Here is a 15,662-nt window from a genome sequence, read left to right as displayed (position 1 = left end):
ATGGTCCTTGAAATACCCATCCGCATCACCGACTTGGAAACAGGAGACATTCCGATGGCCGATTACATCGTCAACGACGAGAAGACCAGCGCCGCCGCCTCGCAGACCATGAACGAGTACGAGATCGCGGTCGCCCAGCTCAACAAGATCAAGTCGGACCTGGACGCGCTCACCGCCGACGGCTACAACACCCCTTCGGCGAAGAGCGACTTCCAGCCCTTCGTGCAGGAGTACACGGACAACTACGGCAAGGTCACCGAGGGCCTCACCGGCATCTCCGAGTACATCAAGAAGTACGGCGAGGGCATGACCCAGTTCGACTCCGAGATGGGTGCCAGTCTCCGCAAGTGACCCCGCCCGGACATCGGCCGGGCCGGCCCCTATCCGGTCCGGCCCGGCCGATGTCCCGCACAACCTGGTGACCCCGTGCCCAAGGAGCACTGACGATGCGTCTGACCGTCACCGCCGTCGACCCGGAGCAGGGTCAGACCGCGGACATCATGATCGAGGCCGACCCCGAGGCCCCCGCGGGCGAACTCGCCGCGCAACTGCACCGGCGGCTGCGAGGCGGCACCCCGGACACCCCGCCCGTCCTGTACCACGGGGCCACCCCGCTCCCCGCCGACCAGCCGATGGCCGCCGCCGCCCTGCGCTCCGGCAGCCTGCTGTCCCTGGACGCCCCCGCACCCGAGGCGGGCCCGGAGCCGGACGGCGTCGTGGAACTGCGCGGCATCGGCGGCGCCGACGCCGGGCTGGTGTTCCGGCTGTCGCCCGGCGACTACGAGATCGGCTCCGCCGCGTCCTGCCGCATCCAGCTCCGCGCCGAAGGGCTCGCGAAGACCGCGGCGCGCCTGAAGGTGCACGCCGACGGCACCGCGACCGTACGCTCCGTCGACCAGGACGGCGTCACACGGGACGGCACCGAGGCGCGGGACTGGACGGACTGGCCGCTCGGCGGCGTCCTCACCGTCGGCCCGGCCCTGCTCGAACTGGCCGCGCCTTCCGTGCCCGACGCCGCCCTCCAGCCCTCCGACGACGGCGTGGGGCTCGACTACAACCGGCCGCCCCGGCTGCTGCCCCCGCCGGTCAACAACCGCTTCCAGCTCCCGGTCCCGCCCGGCAAGCCCACCCGTAACAAGCTCCAGTTCGTGCTGATCTTCGCGCCGTTGATGATGGCCGGCGTCTCGTTCGTCATCTTCAACAACCCCAGGTTCCTGATCTTCGGTGTCCTCTCCCCGGTCGTCGCCCTCGTCTCCCAGTTCTCCAACAAGCGCCGGGGCAAGGAGAGTTACGAGGACCAGCTCAAGGAGTACGAGGAGAAGAAGGCCGTCCTGGAACAGGACGTGGACGAGGCGGTGCTCGCCGAACAGCACGCCCGGCGCCTCGCCGCCCCGGACCCGGCGTCGGCCCTGCTGATCGCCACCGGCCCGCGACAGCGGCTGTGGGAGCGCCGCTGGCGCGACGACGACTTCCTGCTGATGCGGCTCGGCGTCGCCGACCGCCCCGCCTACGTGGAGCTCCAGGACCCCGCCGAGCCGGAACACCGCCGCCGGGTCGACCGCACCACGCACTCCGTGCCCGTGACCGTGCCGCTGCGCTCCTCGGGCGTCATGGGCGTCGCCGGAGGCGACACCGCCGAGCCGCTGGTGCGCTGGCTGATCGCCCAGGCCGCCGTCCTGCACAGCCCCTCCGACCTGCGGATCTGCGTACTGTCCGGCACGGGCGGCGCGGACCGCTGGTCCTGGGTGCACTGGCTGCCGCACTGCGCGCCGCTCGGCGAGGACACCATCTCCCTGGTCGGCGCGAGCGCCGAGTCCGTGGGCCGCCGCATCGCGGAACTCACCACCGTGATCGCCGCCCGGCAGGCGGCCGGCGACCGGGCACCGCGTGGCGGAGCCGTGGGCGAACCCGATGTCCTGGTCGTCCTCGACGGCGCCCGCAGACTGCGCTCCCTGCCCGGCGTCATCCAGATCCTCCGCGACGGACCGGCCGTCGGCGTGTACACGCTCTGCGTGGACGACGAGGCCCGGCTCCTGCCCGAGGAGTGCCGCGCCGTGGCCGTGGCCGGGCCGGAGTGGCTGCGCGCCGAGCAGGACAGCGCCGACCCCGTCGACGAGGTCCGCATGGACGCGCCGGCCCGCTCCTGGTGCGTGGGCGTGGCCCGCGCGCTCGCGCCGATCCGCGACGTGGGCGACGACGCCGACGAGAGCCTGCTGCCCGCCTCCGCCCGGCTCCTCGACGTACTCGGTCTCGAACCGCCCACCCCCGACGCCGTCGCCGCGCGCTGGGTGATCGCCGCCCGCAGCACCCGCGCCGTGATCGGCGAGGGCGTGGACGGCCCGTTCGCCGTCGACCTGGCCGCCGACGGGCCGCACGGCCTGATCGCGGGCACCACCGGATCCGGCAAGTCCGAACTGCTCCAGTCCCTGGTGGCGAGCCTCGCCGTCGCCAACCGGCCCGACGAGCTGAACTTCGTCCTCGTCGACTACAAGGGCGGCAGCGCCTTCGCCGAGTGCGAGGACCTGCCGCACACCGTCGGCATGGTCACCGACCTGGACACCCACCTCGTGGGGCGGGCCCTGGTCTCCCTCGGTGCCGAACTCAAGCGACGCGAACACCTCCTCGCCGAGGCCGGGGCCAAGGACATCGACGACTACACCGACAAGCGCACCCGCCGCCCCGAACTCGCCCCCATGGCCCGGCTCGTCCTCGTCATCGACGAGTTCGCCTCGATGGTGCGCGAACTCCCCGACTTCGTCTCGGGACTCGTCAACATCGCCCAGCGGGGCCGCTCCCTCGGCATCCACCTGATCCTCGCCACCCAGCGGCCCTCCGGCGCGGTCACCGCCGACATCCGCGCCAACACCAACCTGCGGATCGCGCTGCGCACCACCGACACCAGCGAGAGCCGCGACATCATCGACGCCCCCGACTCCGGGCAGCTCTCGCCCCGCACCCCTGGCCGCGCCCACGCCAAGCTCGGCCACGCGGCGCTGCTGCCGTTCCAGACCGGCCGGATCGGCGGCCGCCGCCTCGACGCCTCGGACACGGACGAGGACCGCCCGGCGCCGGTGCTCACCGAACTCCACTGGGAGGCCCTCGGCGCCCCGATACCCAGGCCGGACGCCCAGGAGGACACCTTCCAGCCGGTCACCGACCTGTCGGTCCTGGTCGACGCGGTACGCGACGCGGCCACCCAGCTCGCCGTACCGCCCGCCCGCCGCCCCTGGCTGCCCCCGCTGCCCGACACTCTTACCCTCACCGACCTGCCCACGCCTCCCGAGGCGGCCGAGGACGGCCGGCTCGCCCCGGTCGCGTACGGTCTCATCGACGTACCCACCGAGCAGGCCCAGCGCCAACTCGCCTTCGACGCGGATGAGATGGGCCATCTGTACATCGTCGGCTCACCGCGCAGCGGACGGTCCCAGACGCTGCGCACCCTTGCCGCCGCTCTCACCGGCGCGCACCGCTGCGCCGACGTCCACCTGTACGGACTCGACTGCGGCAACGGAGCCCTCCAGGCCCTCAGCGGGCTGCCGCACTGCGGTGCCGTGGTGGACCGGGGCCAGGTCGAGCGGGTGGCCCGCCTCCTCAACCGCCTGGTCGCCGAGGTCGGGCGACGCCGTGAACTCCTCGGCAGGCGGGGCGTCGCCGACCTCACCGAGCTGCGCCGCGCCCTGCCCGAGGCGGAGCGGCCCCCGCACATCCTGCTGCTCGTCGACCGGTTCGAGGCGTTCGAGCGGGACTTCGCCAACTACGACCAGGGCAGCCTGATGGACGCCATGACCCTCCTGATGCGCGAGGGCGCGAGCGTCGGCGTGCACCTGGTGCTGTCCGGCGACCGCATCCTCGGCCAGAGCCGGTTCTCCGCCTCCACCGAGGACAAGCTCGTCCTGCGCCTCAACGACCGCTCCGACTACTCCATGGTGGGCCTCAACGCCCGCAATGTCCCCGAGGACCTCCCGGCCGGCCGCGGTGTCCTCGCCAGGGACACCAACAGCGCCCAGGTCGCGCTGATCCCCGGCACCGACGGCACCGACGCCACCGGCGCGGGCCAGGCCCAGGCACTCGGCGCACTCGCCGAACGGGTCGCGGAACGCGACGCCGACGTACCCGCCGGGCGCAGGCCGTTCCGCGTGGACGTCCTGCCCGACGAGTTGGACTTCGCGGACGCCCTCGCCCGCAAGCCGCGGAACACCTCCCCACTGTGGGCGATGATCGGCGTCGGTGGCGACGAACTCGCCGCCATCGGCACCGACCTGTCGCAGGTGCCGTCCTTCGTGGTCGCCGGTCCGCCGAGGTCCGGCCGGAGCACGGTGCTGCTCACCATGGCGAAGTCGCTGACCGAGTCCGGCACGAAGATCGTGGTGATCGCGCCACGCAATTCGCCGCTGCGCGGCCTCGCCGGACAGCCCGGCGTCGTGGAGGTCTTCACCGACGTCGACGTCGCGGTCGCCGACTTCCGCGCCGCACTCGGCAAGGTGGACAGCCCCGCCGGAGCCATCCTCGTCGACGACGCGGAAATGATGATCAACTCCGAGCTCGACACCGACTTCGTCGCGCTCGCCCGCGGCAGCGCCGGGGACGGCTGGGGCCTCATCGTGGCCGGCAACAACGAGGCGCTGCTCGGCGGCATCGGCGGCTGGCAGGCCGCCGTACGCCGCAACCGGTGCGGCGCCCTGCTCGTGCCCCGCCTGATGGGCGACGGCGAACTCGTCGGCGCCCGTCTGCCACGCGGCCTGATGGGCCAGGACAGCGAACCCGGCCGCGCCCATCTCCAGCTCGGCGACGGCCGCTTCACCACGGTCCGCGTGCCCGCGACGACGGTGGACTGACCGGCAGTACGGCGTACCGCACCACGTCGCACCGCACCACAGAGCAAGGCCGGAAGGCCTCCGCTCCCCTCCGGCCACCGGGGGGAGCGGAGGCCTTCCGGCCTTCGGCACACACGAAGAAGAGGGCCCGGCCGTTCCTCCCAGGAACGGCCGGGCCCTGTGCGGGGCCGACGTCGGTCAGGTGGCCGCCGCGCCGGCGGCCACCGGCGCCTCCTCACCGAAAGCGAACGTCGAGGTGATGGCGTCGAAGAGGTCGCACAGCGGCTCGGCGAGCGGGAGGTTCGGGCTGAAGCAGGTGATGATCAGGACCCGCTCACCACCGGGAACCGGCACGAACGTGTGCGTCACCACCATCTTGTACGAGATGCCGTCGGAGATCTCCGTCTCCTCGATGCCGGTCATCCGGCCGACCGGACCGACACCCGGCAGCGTCGCCGTCGTGAGGGTCCGGGTGGTGCCCTCGCGGCGGCGGCCCCCGGTGGCCGAGAACTGTTCGGCGATGCCCCTGGCGGAGAAGTCCTCACCGGGCGGCGAATTCACGCTGAACACCATGAGCCCGGCCATCAGCAGGCCGTCCTCATACATGGCGGTGGTGCCCGCCGCATAGACGGCGCCGCGCATGCGGGCGCCCTCCATGATGCGCCGCGCGCTGCGGAACGTGTGGTTGATGGCGTCCCGGGTCTCCTTCTGCGGAGCGTGCCGCAGCATCTCGGCGCGGCGCTCGGCGAGCGTGTCGCCGTGCAGGTCGTACTCCGTCCAGTTCTCCGGGATGGCGATCCCGAAGGTGTGCGAACCAGCGGTCATGGGACCGTTCTCCTCAGTTCGTTTCGGGCCGGGCTCGTGTCGGGCCAGGCGGAAAGGGGGAAGCGATGAGGCCGTCGTCCTAGGACGACGGCCGGGGGCCGCCCCCGGAGGGTGTTGTGTCGCCGCCGCTCTGGCTGCCGCCCTTCTTCAGCGCAGAGCCCATCTTGGTGTCGAATTCGGCGAAGGCCTTCACGATGGCATCGCAGCCCTCCTTGAGGTCCTTGCTGTTCCGCTTGACCTGCACGCGCCCGTCCTTCCAGGCGTCGTCGAAGTTGGTGCCTGGGCGCACCAGTGGTGGGCCTACGTCCGCGGGGTTGTAGCCCGACGGCCGGGTGTCGATGAGATCCACCACCCGGCCCAGCAGCTCACCGAGACGTTGCACCTCGTCTCCCGGCATCTCGATCTCGGCCAAGGCTCCTCCCTCGTACGCGTCGTCCGGCGGGCGTGTTCCGCCCCGCTCCAGGAACGACCGTGGACGCGGAACGGTTCAACGACCCGCCGGAGCAAGGGCGTACGGGACACGGAGCGGCATGGGACCGGGCCGCGGAGACGGTCACGCGGACTTGCGGACCAGCTTCCCGTCGGGCGACACGGCGAACCACTCGCCGTCCAGGCCCTGCCCGTTGACATCACCGGGCGCCATGTCGCCGACGTAGTAGTACAGCGGCCAGTCCCCGTACGTGACCTGCACGGCACCCCCCGACTGCTTCGCCTCGCGCAGCAGCGACTTCTTGACGCCCTTGCCCGCGTCGGCAGGAGAGGGGCTGGTCAGCGCGGGCCACACGGCGATGCACTCCGCGTCGCAGTTGCTGGTGGCCTCCTTGTCCTTGGTGAAGGCGTACAGGGTGCGGCCCTGACCGTCGACCAGGACGGAGCCGAGCCCGACGTCCGCCACGGTGACCTCGGTGCCGGGCGCCGCCCTGCCGGACACTGCCTTGCCCGGCGCCTTGTGGCCGCCGGTGCCACTGTCGGTGCCGCCGTCGCTCCCGGCACCGCAGGCGACAAGTGCCAGGGCCAGCGGGATCGCGAACAGAGCCTTGCGTGCGCGCATGGTGATGACCTCTCTCGTACATCGTGAAAAGCGGCGGGGCGATTTCCCCGTGGCCCACACGTGCCGCCCGCCGTACGGGTTCAGCGAACGCCGTCCCGTCTGCCGACGCCCCCGAATCGCGGACGGCGTTGAACCGTTCGTGCCGTCCGTCCGTTGGTCGACGCGAAGGGCCCTGGAAGCCCAACTCCCGGAAGGACGAAAGACATGCGCAGGCTCACTGTCGCGGCGAGCGTCGCCGTGCTCGTCGCCGGTCTCACCGGTTTCGCCGGTGTGGCCCCGGCATCGGCCGAGGACGGCCCCGGCGCCCGGGTCTCGACGGCCGCCGCCGAAGCGGCTCGGGCGCCGGCCGTCTCCCTGATCGCCCGGCTCACCGGTGACGAGGGAGTGCGGAAGAAGGACGGGCCCGCCGAGGACGGCAAGGCCGTCGCGCTCATCAAGGTCAAGGGCGACCGTGTCACCTTCGCCCTCACCTGGAACGGCATCGGCAGGCCGGCGCGCGCCCATCTCCACCAGGGCCGGGCCGGCCGTGACGGCGGGGTGAAGGCCGAGCTGTTCGGCACGGCCATGCCCGCCTCCGTGAATTCCGCCGCCGGGCAGACCTCGATGTCCTCCGCCGCGCTCGCCCGGCGGTTGCGCACCGACCCCGGCGGCTTCTACATCGACCTGCACTCCGAGGAGTCCCCCGGCCGCGGGGTGCGCGGACAGCTCAGGCTCCTGGAGAAGCCGGTGAACCCGCTCAGCATCATCAGGGGCGGCAAGTTGCGCGCGCTCGCGGACGGCGGCCAGGAGATCCCGGCCGACGACACCGGGAAGGCGGGCGACCCGGACGGGCACAGCACCACGTTCCTGCACCCGAGGCCGGACCGCGTCGACTACTCCATGGCCTGGGTGAACATCGGGGCGCCGCTGGCCGGACACATCCACGAGGGGGTGCTCGGCGAGAACGGCGACGTACGGCTCCCGCTGTTCGTCACTCCCGTACCGAAGAACGTCTTTGCGGTCTCCGGCAGCGTCAGCACCCCCGACGCGGAACTGATCGCGCGCCTGAAGGGGAGCCCGACCAGCTTCTACTCGAACGTGCAGACCCGGGAGTTCCCCGACGGCGCCGTACGGGGGCAGTTGTTCCTCTGACGTTCACCGGAAGGGAGTTGATGGAGGTTCGGCGGGTGAATTGCGGGCAATCTTGCCTGACCCGGTCCCTGGTGCCACTCTGCTTGCGTGCGGATCAAGCTGCTCTTCTCCGACTCCCGCCTGCTCTGGGGGATTCTTCCCGTGGCGCTCGGGCTGGTCGTGTTCCTCGGCGTCATGACATTCGGCGCCGACGGGGCCGCCAGGGTGCCCAACGCGCCCGCTGACAGCAAGTATGTGGACATCGGAACCGTTGCGCCGACCCAGCGGCCCGCTGCCGGACCCGACGCGTCCACCGGCTCGTACACCGTCGACTGCGGCCGCAACGAACAGGGCCACTACAACATGGACAACGTCGTGACCTCCCCGGGCGTCGTGAACGGCGCCCACCACACCCACGACTACGTCGGCAATCTCTCCACCGACGCCCTTTCCACCGACCGGAGTCTGGCCACCGCCAGGACCACCTGTGCGGGCGGCGACCGGTCCACGTACTACTGGCCGGTGCTGCGCCGACTCGACCGCACCGGCGAGGCCCACAAGGCCGGCCTCGGCGCCCACGGCAACACCGGCGAGGCCGTCACCGCCTCCTCGGTGCGGGTGGAGTTCCGCGGCAACCCGGTCAGCTCGGTGGTCGGCATGCCCCGATTCATCCGGCTGATCACGGGCGACCCGGTCGCGGCCACCACGGACAGCACGAACGTCCGTGCGCAGTGGGGCTGTTCCGGCTACCCGGACCGGTTCGCCCGGAACTACGTACGCTGCCCGCAGGGCAGCGGACCGACCCGCACCCTGGACTTCCCGAGCTGCTGGAACGGCCTCGCCACCGACAGCCCCGACCACCGCGCGCACGCGCAGTTCCCCGCCGCCGACGGCACCTGTCCGCGGGCCACGTTCCCCGTGCCGCAACTGCGCGTCACCCTCACCTACGAACTCCCGGAGGGCACGCCGTTCGCCGTCGACTCCTTCCCGGAGCAGCTGCGCGATCCGATCACCGACCACGCGATGTTCGTGAACGTGATGACCGGGGACCACATGGCGGAGCTGGTGCGCTGCATCAACGAGGACCGGCAGTGCAAGGCGGGGTGACCAGGACCCCTCGCACGACCCCCGACCAGGCTGTGATTCAGCTCACATCCACCGGGGATTGAACCGGCCCGGCCCGCCGTCCGTGTTCAGCGCATCGGCCCAGGAGAGGACGGAGAAGATGGATGGCGGCATTGTGGTCCCGCAGCCGGCAGAGACAGGACACCGGTGACGAGGCACTGATCCGGTCCCTCTACGAGGAACACGGCAGAGCCCTGCTCGCGTACGCGCAACGCCTGACCGGCGATCGCAGCGCCGCCGAGGACGTGGTCCAGGAAACCCTGATCCGGGCCTGGAAACACCCGGACGCGCTGGTCAACGGCAAGGGCTCGGTACGCGGCTGGCTGCTCACCGTGGCCCGCAACATCATCACCGACCGGTACCGGGCCAAGGCCGCGCGCCCCACGGAGGTCGCCGAGTCGGTGACCACCCAGCCCGTCGAGCAGGACCACGCGGACGCCGTGGTCGACTCGATGGTCGTCATGGAGGCGCTCGACCGGCTCTCCCCGGACCACCGGGACGTGCTCATGGAAATCTACTTCCAGGGCAGGAGCGTCGCCGAGGCGGCGAACAGGCTCGGGATACCACCCGGGACGGTCAAGTCCCGGTCACACTATGCGTTGAAAGCCCTGCGGGACATGTACGCGGACAGACCGAAGGCAGTGAAGCTGGTGGCGTTGAAGGGGGTGGCGGTGTGAGCACCAGGGAACACGACAGCGAACTGCTCGGCGCCTATGTCCTCGGCGCGCTCGATGAGCAGGAGGTGCGAACCGTCGACGAACACATGGCGTCGTGCCAGAAGTGCCGCGACGAACTGGACGGGCTGCGGGAGATGGAGTCCGCGCTCGGCGAAGTGCCCCCGGAGGCGTTCCTCGACGGGCCCCCGGAAGGCGGTGACCTGCTGCTTCAGCGCACGCTGAGGCAGGTCCGCAGCGAACGTGCCGGGCAGACGCTGCGGCGAAGAGCGGTCCTGGGCGCGGTCGCTGCGGTCGCGGCGGGCGCCGTGCTCGGTGGCGGCATACTGATCGGGCAGAACACCGGCGACGGCCGCGCCCTGGAGGCCCGCCCGTCGGCGCCCTCGGTCACGGCCACCGCGCCGGCCACGCCGCCGGGGAGCGTGAAGGTCGTCGAGGGCCACAGCACCAGGACCGGCAGTGAGGTGCGCCTGAAGGTGACCCCGGCAGTCGACTGGATCCGCCTCAACGCCTCGGTCACCGGCATCCCGGCGGGAGAGCGCTGCCGCATCGTGGTTGTGGCGAAGAGCGGCAAGCGCGAGATCGCCGGCAGCTGGCTGGTCGCCGACAAGGAGAAGGGGGCGAACCTCGACGGCTCGGCAGCCGTCCCCATGGACGACGTCGAGAAGGTCGTGGTCGAGAACGACAAGGGCAAGGAGTACGTACAGGTCAGGATCTGAGTACGCGCCGGGCCCGCACAGCGCATGCCCTTGCCGCGCCGAGGACGTACCCGGGGAGTGGGGCCACCCCACCGCCGCGTACGTCCGCGGTCCACGGCCGACGCGACCGCCCGGCCCGCCCCGCGAGGGAAATGTCCCGAGTACGGGCGCGCCACCGCCAGGGGGCCACGGCCGTGACAAGCCGGACGATTGCCCGCGAGCGGGGCGAGGGCGACGCAGAGCGCGGCGCGTCCGGCGATGGCTGGGGGCGCGGCATCTCGCCGAGGACGCCCGTCGCTGCTGCGCCGAGCCAGTTGCCCGGCGGTCCGACGGCCCGACGGCCCGACGGCCGGGAACGGCTCACCGGAGTCAGTCTCAGACCGGACCACCCGCCGGATGGCGGGCCGACCTCGCAGTCCCCCGGAGGTCCCGGCGCGCCCGGGTCGACGGCTCCGCCTTACGGGCAGCGGTCGAGCGGACCCTGGTCGTCGAGCTGACCGAGCACCTCGGCTGCGGCCACGTGGTCACGCCGTGAATGGCTTCTCCACCTCTCTGGCTCGAGCGGAACCTGAGTGCGTTGCCCCGGCAGATCGGGCGCGACGCGCGACGCCAGGACCACCACCACAACCGCGCGCTACTGCCATGAACGTGAAGGACCGCTCGCCGGCCGACGACCCGCGGAGGTTGCGCGATGTCGCCACTCGCCGCGTCCGGCCGATCCGCCCACCGATCAGTGCTGGGGGTGCGGACGTGCGTGGAACAGGGGGCGCCGCTGGGTGGCCGTGCCGACAGCCCGATGGCCGATCGCGACGCGTGTCATGATGGCGCGTACCACCTCGGTCAGGCCCAGAACTATGGCCATGACGCCCACCACCAGGGTGAGTGTCGCGATGGAGGCGAACGGCATGATGATCATCACGATGCCGGCCATAGTGCCGATGATGCCGAAGGCCACGTGCCAGCCGCGGGCCGGCATGGCCTTATCGGAGGCCGCAGCGACCGTCTCCAGGGTGCCTCGCATCAGCCAGCCGAAGCCGATCCACAGGGCGAGCAGAAAGATCGACTCCAGGGGGCCCCGGAAGCAGATCAGTCCCAGGAGGACGGAGGCCGCGCCGGTGACGAAGTGCAGTACCCGAAGATGCCGGGGGACGTGTGTGCCGAAGGCGGCGGCGAGTTGGAAGACACCGGTGGCCAGCAGGTACACACCGAAGAGCACCCCGACGACACGGAGCGTCTCGCTCGGCCAGACCAGGGCGATGACGCCCAGGGCTATGGCGGCGAGGCCCATGGTGAGCAAGATCTGCCAGCCCATGTTCGCCAGGGCGGGCATGCCTTCGGTCAGGCGGCCCTCTTGTGGTTCGGTGCCGCGTGGCGGAACGGGGCCGGGGGAATCGGAAGGGGATGTCATGGCACCTGTCTCCTACTGGGAGCAGCATGGTCACGTCCGTACATGTCCATCGTCACCCGATCAGCCCCATGCTGCTCGGTGGAAGGGCCAGGGTCCGTGGCCCAAGAGGCATTCCGAGTGTCCCCTTCGGGTTGGCGACGGCAGCCACGTGTGGGGGCTGATGACGGCACGTCCTTGGATCCTGCCGTTGTGCAGGATCTGGTAGGCCTCGTGCGCGCGTTGCAGGGGAAGTGCTCGACCAGCACCTGAACTTTTCCTGCCGGATTCGCCGCGGTCGGCACGGTGTGACAGTGCGGCCACAGCGTGGTCCTGGCACCCATACGGGGAACAGACCTGACACGGTGTGAGATCAGCCGGCCCACGTCGGGCAAAGCCCGAACCCCGCCCGATCGATGCCCGCGAGGCTTTCCGGTCAGGGTTCCCGCCGCCAGACCCAGGAGACCCCACGACAGCCGTCAGACCCCCTTGCCACATTCAAATGAAAACGATTATCGTCTTACTTCTTCGTGCTCATTCAACGCTCTCAAGGGGGGCTTTCTTTTGCGTACCTTCATGCGCACTCTCACCGTGGCCGGCTCCGTAGCCGCCGCCGTCGCAGTCGGTGGGCTCACCGCTGCCCACGCGGCCGGGACCACGCTGTCCGAGGGACACGTCGACGTCCTCGACGTCGAGTACGCCGCCGGCGCCCTCGACCTGCACGTCCACGACGAGTCGGTCACCCCGGACGTCGAATACGCCCCGGCCGACGTGTTGCTGCAGGCTCTGCCCGCCTCCGCGTACACCGTTCCGAGCGGCACCTGCTACAGCCACCTGGGCACCGCCGGTTCGACCGTCTACCGGCTCCCGCAGCTGCAGAACGCCAACCTGCTGTGGCCCGGCATCTCCGGCGAGCACCTGTCCACCGGCGTGTTCCAGAACGACAAGGTGCAGGTCAAGCTGAAGTCGGTGACCGGCCCGGGCAAGATCACCGTCTACAAGGACGGTCTCTGCCCCAAGAACAACCGCTACTACGACAGCGGTGACGCGGCCCTCACCAACACGAAGGACGTCGTGGCCGGCTCGCACGACCACGCCAACTGGGTGTTCACCAAGGCCGGTACCTACACCGCGACCTTCGACGTCAGCGGCACTCTGACGAACGGCACCCCCGTCGGCCCGACCACGGCGACCTACACCTTCCAGGCCGGCTGATCCTTCGGCCTCCGTGCCGGGGCGGGCTCTTGGCAGCCGCCCGCCCCGGCACGGCCCGTGATCCACTGACCTCACCGCTCGAAGGAGACGCCCCGCATGCGGGCTTCACTGTCGCGACGTACGACACATGCCGCCGCCCTGACGGCCGTTCTGTCCCTGCTCGGCTCGGCACCCCTGGCGCTCGCCACCGAGGACCCGCCCCGAGAGGCGCCGCCCGGAGAGCGCGTCGTGCTCAACGGCGGCCACCTGGACATGGCGGCACGCCTCGAGGACGGACGGCTCGAGTACCGGATCAAGGACGGGACCGTCGCGGGCAAGCCCGTATGGCGTGAACCCTCGGACGTACTGCTGCACTTCGATCCGCGACACGAGCTCGTCATCCCGCCGCGCGAGGAGGTTCCCCAGTTCGAGGGGTTCGGCGAGCCCGGGGAAAGCCTCTGGGTCGACAAGGACTTCGAGGTGAAGGAAGGGCTGCTGTGGCCCGGCTGGAACACCATGGAGATCCTCCCCGCCGACGTCACGGCGCCGGTAAAGGTCACCTTCCCGAAGATCGAGGGTCCAGGCCGTTTCGTCCTCGGCCAGTTCGAGGACGACCCTGACCTCGGAGTGCGCATCGGCGTCACCATCGACAGCGCCAAGTCCGGCCCCGGCTCGGTCGAACTGCCCGCGAACACGCACGCCCACCCACTGTGGATCTTCAACACCAAGGGTGTCTACCGGATCACGATGGAGATGAGCACCACCCTGTCGTCCGGGCAGAAGGTCACCGACCGCGAGACCCTCGCCGTGGCCGTCGGCGACGTGGACCCGTCGACGGTCGTACCGGGAGACGGCACGCCCAAGCCCACGCCGACCCCGACTCCCACGCCGACCCCCACTTCCACGCCCACCCCCACTTCCACGCCCACCCCCACTTCCACGCCCACTGCCACTTCCACGCCCACTGCCACCGCCACCGCCACGGCGAACCCGTCGCACGACCCGAGCGCGTGCCCGACACCGTCCATCACCGCGAGCCCGACACCGTCGGCCACCAGGTCGTCGGCCCCGGTTGCTCCGCCCACCGGCGGTGGCGGCAGTGGCAGGGGCACCGGGTCCGGGACCACCACGGGCGGGAGCCTGGCCAAGACCGGCGCGGGTGTGGCGCTCCCCTCCGGGATCGCCCTCGCCGCGGTAGTGGCGGGCGGCACGGCCGTTCTGTTCGTCCGGCGCAACCGGCGGAAGGAAACCGTTCGATGAGGCGGATCCGTACGGCCGTCGCGGGCGTCGTCGCGGCCGGCCTCCTGGGCAGCGGATGCGGTCCGGGCGCCGGGGGCGGGGCCGGCGACGCCGAGCTGACGGTGTCCACCACCACCGCGATCATCGCCGACCTCGTCCGCAACGTCGGCGGCGACCGTGTCGACGTGAGGTCGGTGGTGCCCCACCACGGCGACCCGCACTCCTACGAGCCGAGCCCCGGCGACGCCGCCAGGGTCGTGAGGTCCGACCTGGTCTTCAGCAACGGACTCCTGCTGGAGGAGCCCGGGATCATGAAGATGATCCACACCAACAGCCGCAAGGGCACGCCCAAGGTGGCGATCAGCGAGCAGCTGGAGCAGTACGGCGGCAAGGTCATCAAGCTGAAGGAAGACCTGGGCCTCGACGTGCTGTGGCTGGGCTGGGCCGTCGAGGGCGAGGTCACGGGCGACGGCTCCCAGGTCCGTACCACCGCCACCAGGTTGAAAGGGCCGGGCGACCTGCACGTCTACCTGACGGACACCCTGGGCGACCCGCAGAGCTACGTCGACTCGACCGACGGGCTCGACGCCAAGGACTCCTTCGCCCTGCCGCCCGAGGCGCACACCCACGTCAACTGGGTGTTCAGCAATCCGGGCACGTACCGGCTCACCGTGCGGGGACGCACGGAGACCCTGGACGGGAAGACGGCACCGATCGGCGGCGGCACCATCACCTTCGCGGTCGGCGACACCCCGGTCCCGGCCGGGAAGAAGGTGCTCGACGGCGGACACGCGGACGTCGCGCTCAACGCCGCTACGAAATCCGTGTACGTCCGCTCCGACGACCCGTCCACCGGGAAGCGGATGCACCACCCGGCCGACTCCGTCGTCCTGTCCGTACCCGACCGGGCCAAGGAGACCGTGCCCAAGGAGGGCGCCTTCCGATTCCTGGGCGCGCCGGGCTCGGACATCTGGGTGCTGCCGCAGGCGGTCATCGGCAAGCACGTCCACGGGGAGATGGACCCCCACGCCTGGGAGGACGTCGCCAACGCCGAGGCGTACGTGCGTCGCATCGAAGCCGAGCTGATCAAGGCCGACCCGAAGGGCAAGGCCGCCTACGAGCGGAACGCGGCGCGTTATCTCAAGCAACTGGCCGAGCTGGACGACCACATGGCCCGGACGCTCGCGACCGTGCCCGAGGTCAACCGGCAGCTCATCACCACACACGACGCCTTCGGTTACCTCGCGGAGGCGTACGGCATGGAGGTCGCCGGCTTCGTCGTACCCGTGCCGAACCGGGAACCGAGCGCGACGGAGGTCGAGAAACTCCGCGACACCATCCGGGAGAAGAAGGTCCCCGCGGTCTTCCTGGAGCCCAACCTGGCCGCCCGGGCCGACGTCCTGCGCCGGGTCGCCGAGGACGAGGGCGTCAGCATCTGCACGATCTACGGCGACTCCTTCGACGACAAGGTCCACGACTACGTCTCGATGATGCGCCACAACGCGAAGGAACTGGCCCGCTGCCTGGGCCGGGAGGGGAGTTGAGTCC

At 70.9% G+C, this 15,662-nt stretch carries 13 protein-coding genes; 9 read left to right on the top strand and 4 right to left on the bottom strand.

Features of this window, described 5'->3' with window-relative positions; translation table 11 throughout:
- Positions 1–54: 54 nt before the first annotated feature.
- Entirely contained in the window at positions 55–351 is a 297-nt protein-coding gene (locus AB0D53_RS16375; protein WP_362446180.1) for a hypothetical protein, read from the top strand.
- A gap of 95 nt (positions 352–446) precedes the next feature.
- Positions 447–4,835: an FtsK/SpoIIIE domain-containing protein gene (locus tag AB0D53_RS16370; RefSeq protein WP_362446177.1), complete on the top strand. Its 4,389-nt coding sequence runs from the start codon at positions 447–449 to the stop codon at positions 4,833–4,835.
- Positions 4,836–5,012: 177 nt separating this feature from the next.
- Here the strand turns inward: AB0D53_RS16370 and AB0D53_RS16365 are convergent, their stop codons facing one another.
- The 3 genes from AB0D53_RS16365 to AB0D53_RS16355 form a co-directional block, all read right to left on the bottom strand.
- Positions 5,013–5,639: a hypothetical protein gene (locus AB0D53_RS16365; RefSeq protein WP_362446174.1), complete on the bottom strand. Its 627-nt coding sequence runs from the start codon at positions 5,637–5,639 to the stop codon at positions 5,013–5,015.
- 79 nt (positions 5,640–5,718) lie between these two features.
- Positions 5,719–6,051: a hypothetical protein gene (locus AB0D53_RS16360; protein ID WP_362446171.1), complete on the bottom strand. Its 333-nt coding sequence runs from the start codon at positions 6,049–6,051 to the stop codon at positions 5,719–5,721.
- Between the two features lie 141 nt (positions 6,052–6,192).
- Positions 6,193–6,690: a hypothetical protein gene (locus tag AB0D53_RS16355; RefSeq protein ID WP_362446167.1), complete on the bottom strand. Its 498-nt coding sequence runs from the start codon at positions 6,688–6,690 to the stop codon at positions 6,193–6,195.
- A gap of 204 nt (positions 6,691–6,894) precedes the next feature.
- On the opposite strand from AB0D53_RS16355, the gene AB0D53_RS16350 reads away from it, so the two are divergent.
- The 4 genes from AB0D53_RS16350 (at position 6,895) to AB0D53_RS16335 (ending at position 10,318) form a co-directional block, all read left to right on the top strand.
- A complete protein-coding gene (locus AB0D53_RS16350; protein WP_362446164.1) occupies positions 6,895–7,821 on the top strand; it encodes a CHRD domain-containing protein in 927 nt (308 codons plus the stop codon).
- Positions 7,822–7,908: 87 nt separating this feature from the next.
- A complete protein-coding gene (locus AB0D53_RS16345) occupies positions 7,909–8,907 on the top strand; it encodes a DUF1996 domain-containing protein (RefSeq protein WP_362446161.1) in 999 nt (332 codons plus the stop codon).
- Positions 8,908–9,029: 122 nt separating this feature from the next.
- On the top strand, positions 9,030–9,602 hold the full coding sequence (locus tag AB0D53_RS16340; protein ID WP_072489594.1) for a sigma-70 family RNA polymerase sigma factor: 573 nt from the start codon (positions 9,030–9,032) through the stop codon (positions 9,600–9,602).
- Positions 9,599–10,318 carry a zf-HC2 domain-containing protein gene (locus AB0D53_RS16335; protein ID WP_362446157.1) on the top strand — a complete coding sequence of 240 codons (720 nt, stop codon included), beginning with the start codon at positions 9,599–9,601 and terminating at the stop codon, positions 10,316–10,318. The genes AB0D53_RS16340 and AB0D53_RS16335 overlap by 4 nt, the downstream gene beginning before the upstream one ends.
- Before the next feature lie 709 nt (positions 10,319–11,027).
- Here the strand turns inward: AB0D53_RS16335 and AB0D53_RS16330 are convergent.
- The gene (locus AB0D53_RS16330; protein ID WP_362446153.1) at positions 11,028–11,705 is read right to left on the bottom strand and encodes an HdeD family acid-resistance protein; all 678 of its coding nucleotides are present in this window, start codon (positions 11,703–11,705) and stop codon (positions 11,028–11,030) included.
- A 552-nt stretch (positions 11,706–12,257) separates the two neighbouring features.
- Between AB0D53_RS16330 and AB0D53_RS16325 the strand changes: the two genes are divergently transcribed.
- The 3 genes from AB0D53_RS16325 (at position 12,258) to AB0D53_RS16315 (ending at position 15,658) form a co-directional block, all read left to right on the top strand.
- Positions 12,258–12,896, top strand: coding sequence for a choice-of-anchor M domain-containing protein (locus AB0D53_RS16325; protein WP_362446150.1), 639 nt, complete (start codon positions 12,258–12,260; stop codon positions 12,894–12,896).
- Between the two features lie 96 nt (positions 12,897–12,992).
- Entirely contained in the window at positions 12,993–14,135 is a 1,143-nt protein-coding gene (locus AB0D53_RS16320) for a choice-of-anchor M domain-containing protein (protein ID WP_362446147.1), read from the top strand.
- On the top strand, positions 14,132–15,658 hold the full coding sequence (locus AB0D53_RS16315) for an anchored repeat ABC transporter, substrate-binding protein (protein WP_362446144.1): 1,527 nt from the start codon (positions 14,132–14,134) through the stop codon (positions 15,656–15,658). Before AB0D53_RS16320 ends, AB0D53_RS16315 begins: the two co-directional genes overlap by 4 nt.
- The last annotated feature ends 4 nt before the right edge of the window (positions 15,659–15,662 follow it).

The sequence above is a fragment of the Streptomyces sp. NPDC048295 genome (genome assembly GCF_040652135.1).
Classification (GTDB): domain Bacteria; phylum Actinomycetota; class Actinomycetes; order Streptomycetales; family Streptomycetaceae; genus Streptomyces.
The sequence above is the reverse complement of the archived record's forward strand: the minus strand, read 5'-3'. Positions and strand labels throughout refer to the sequence as shown.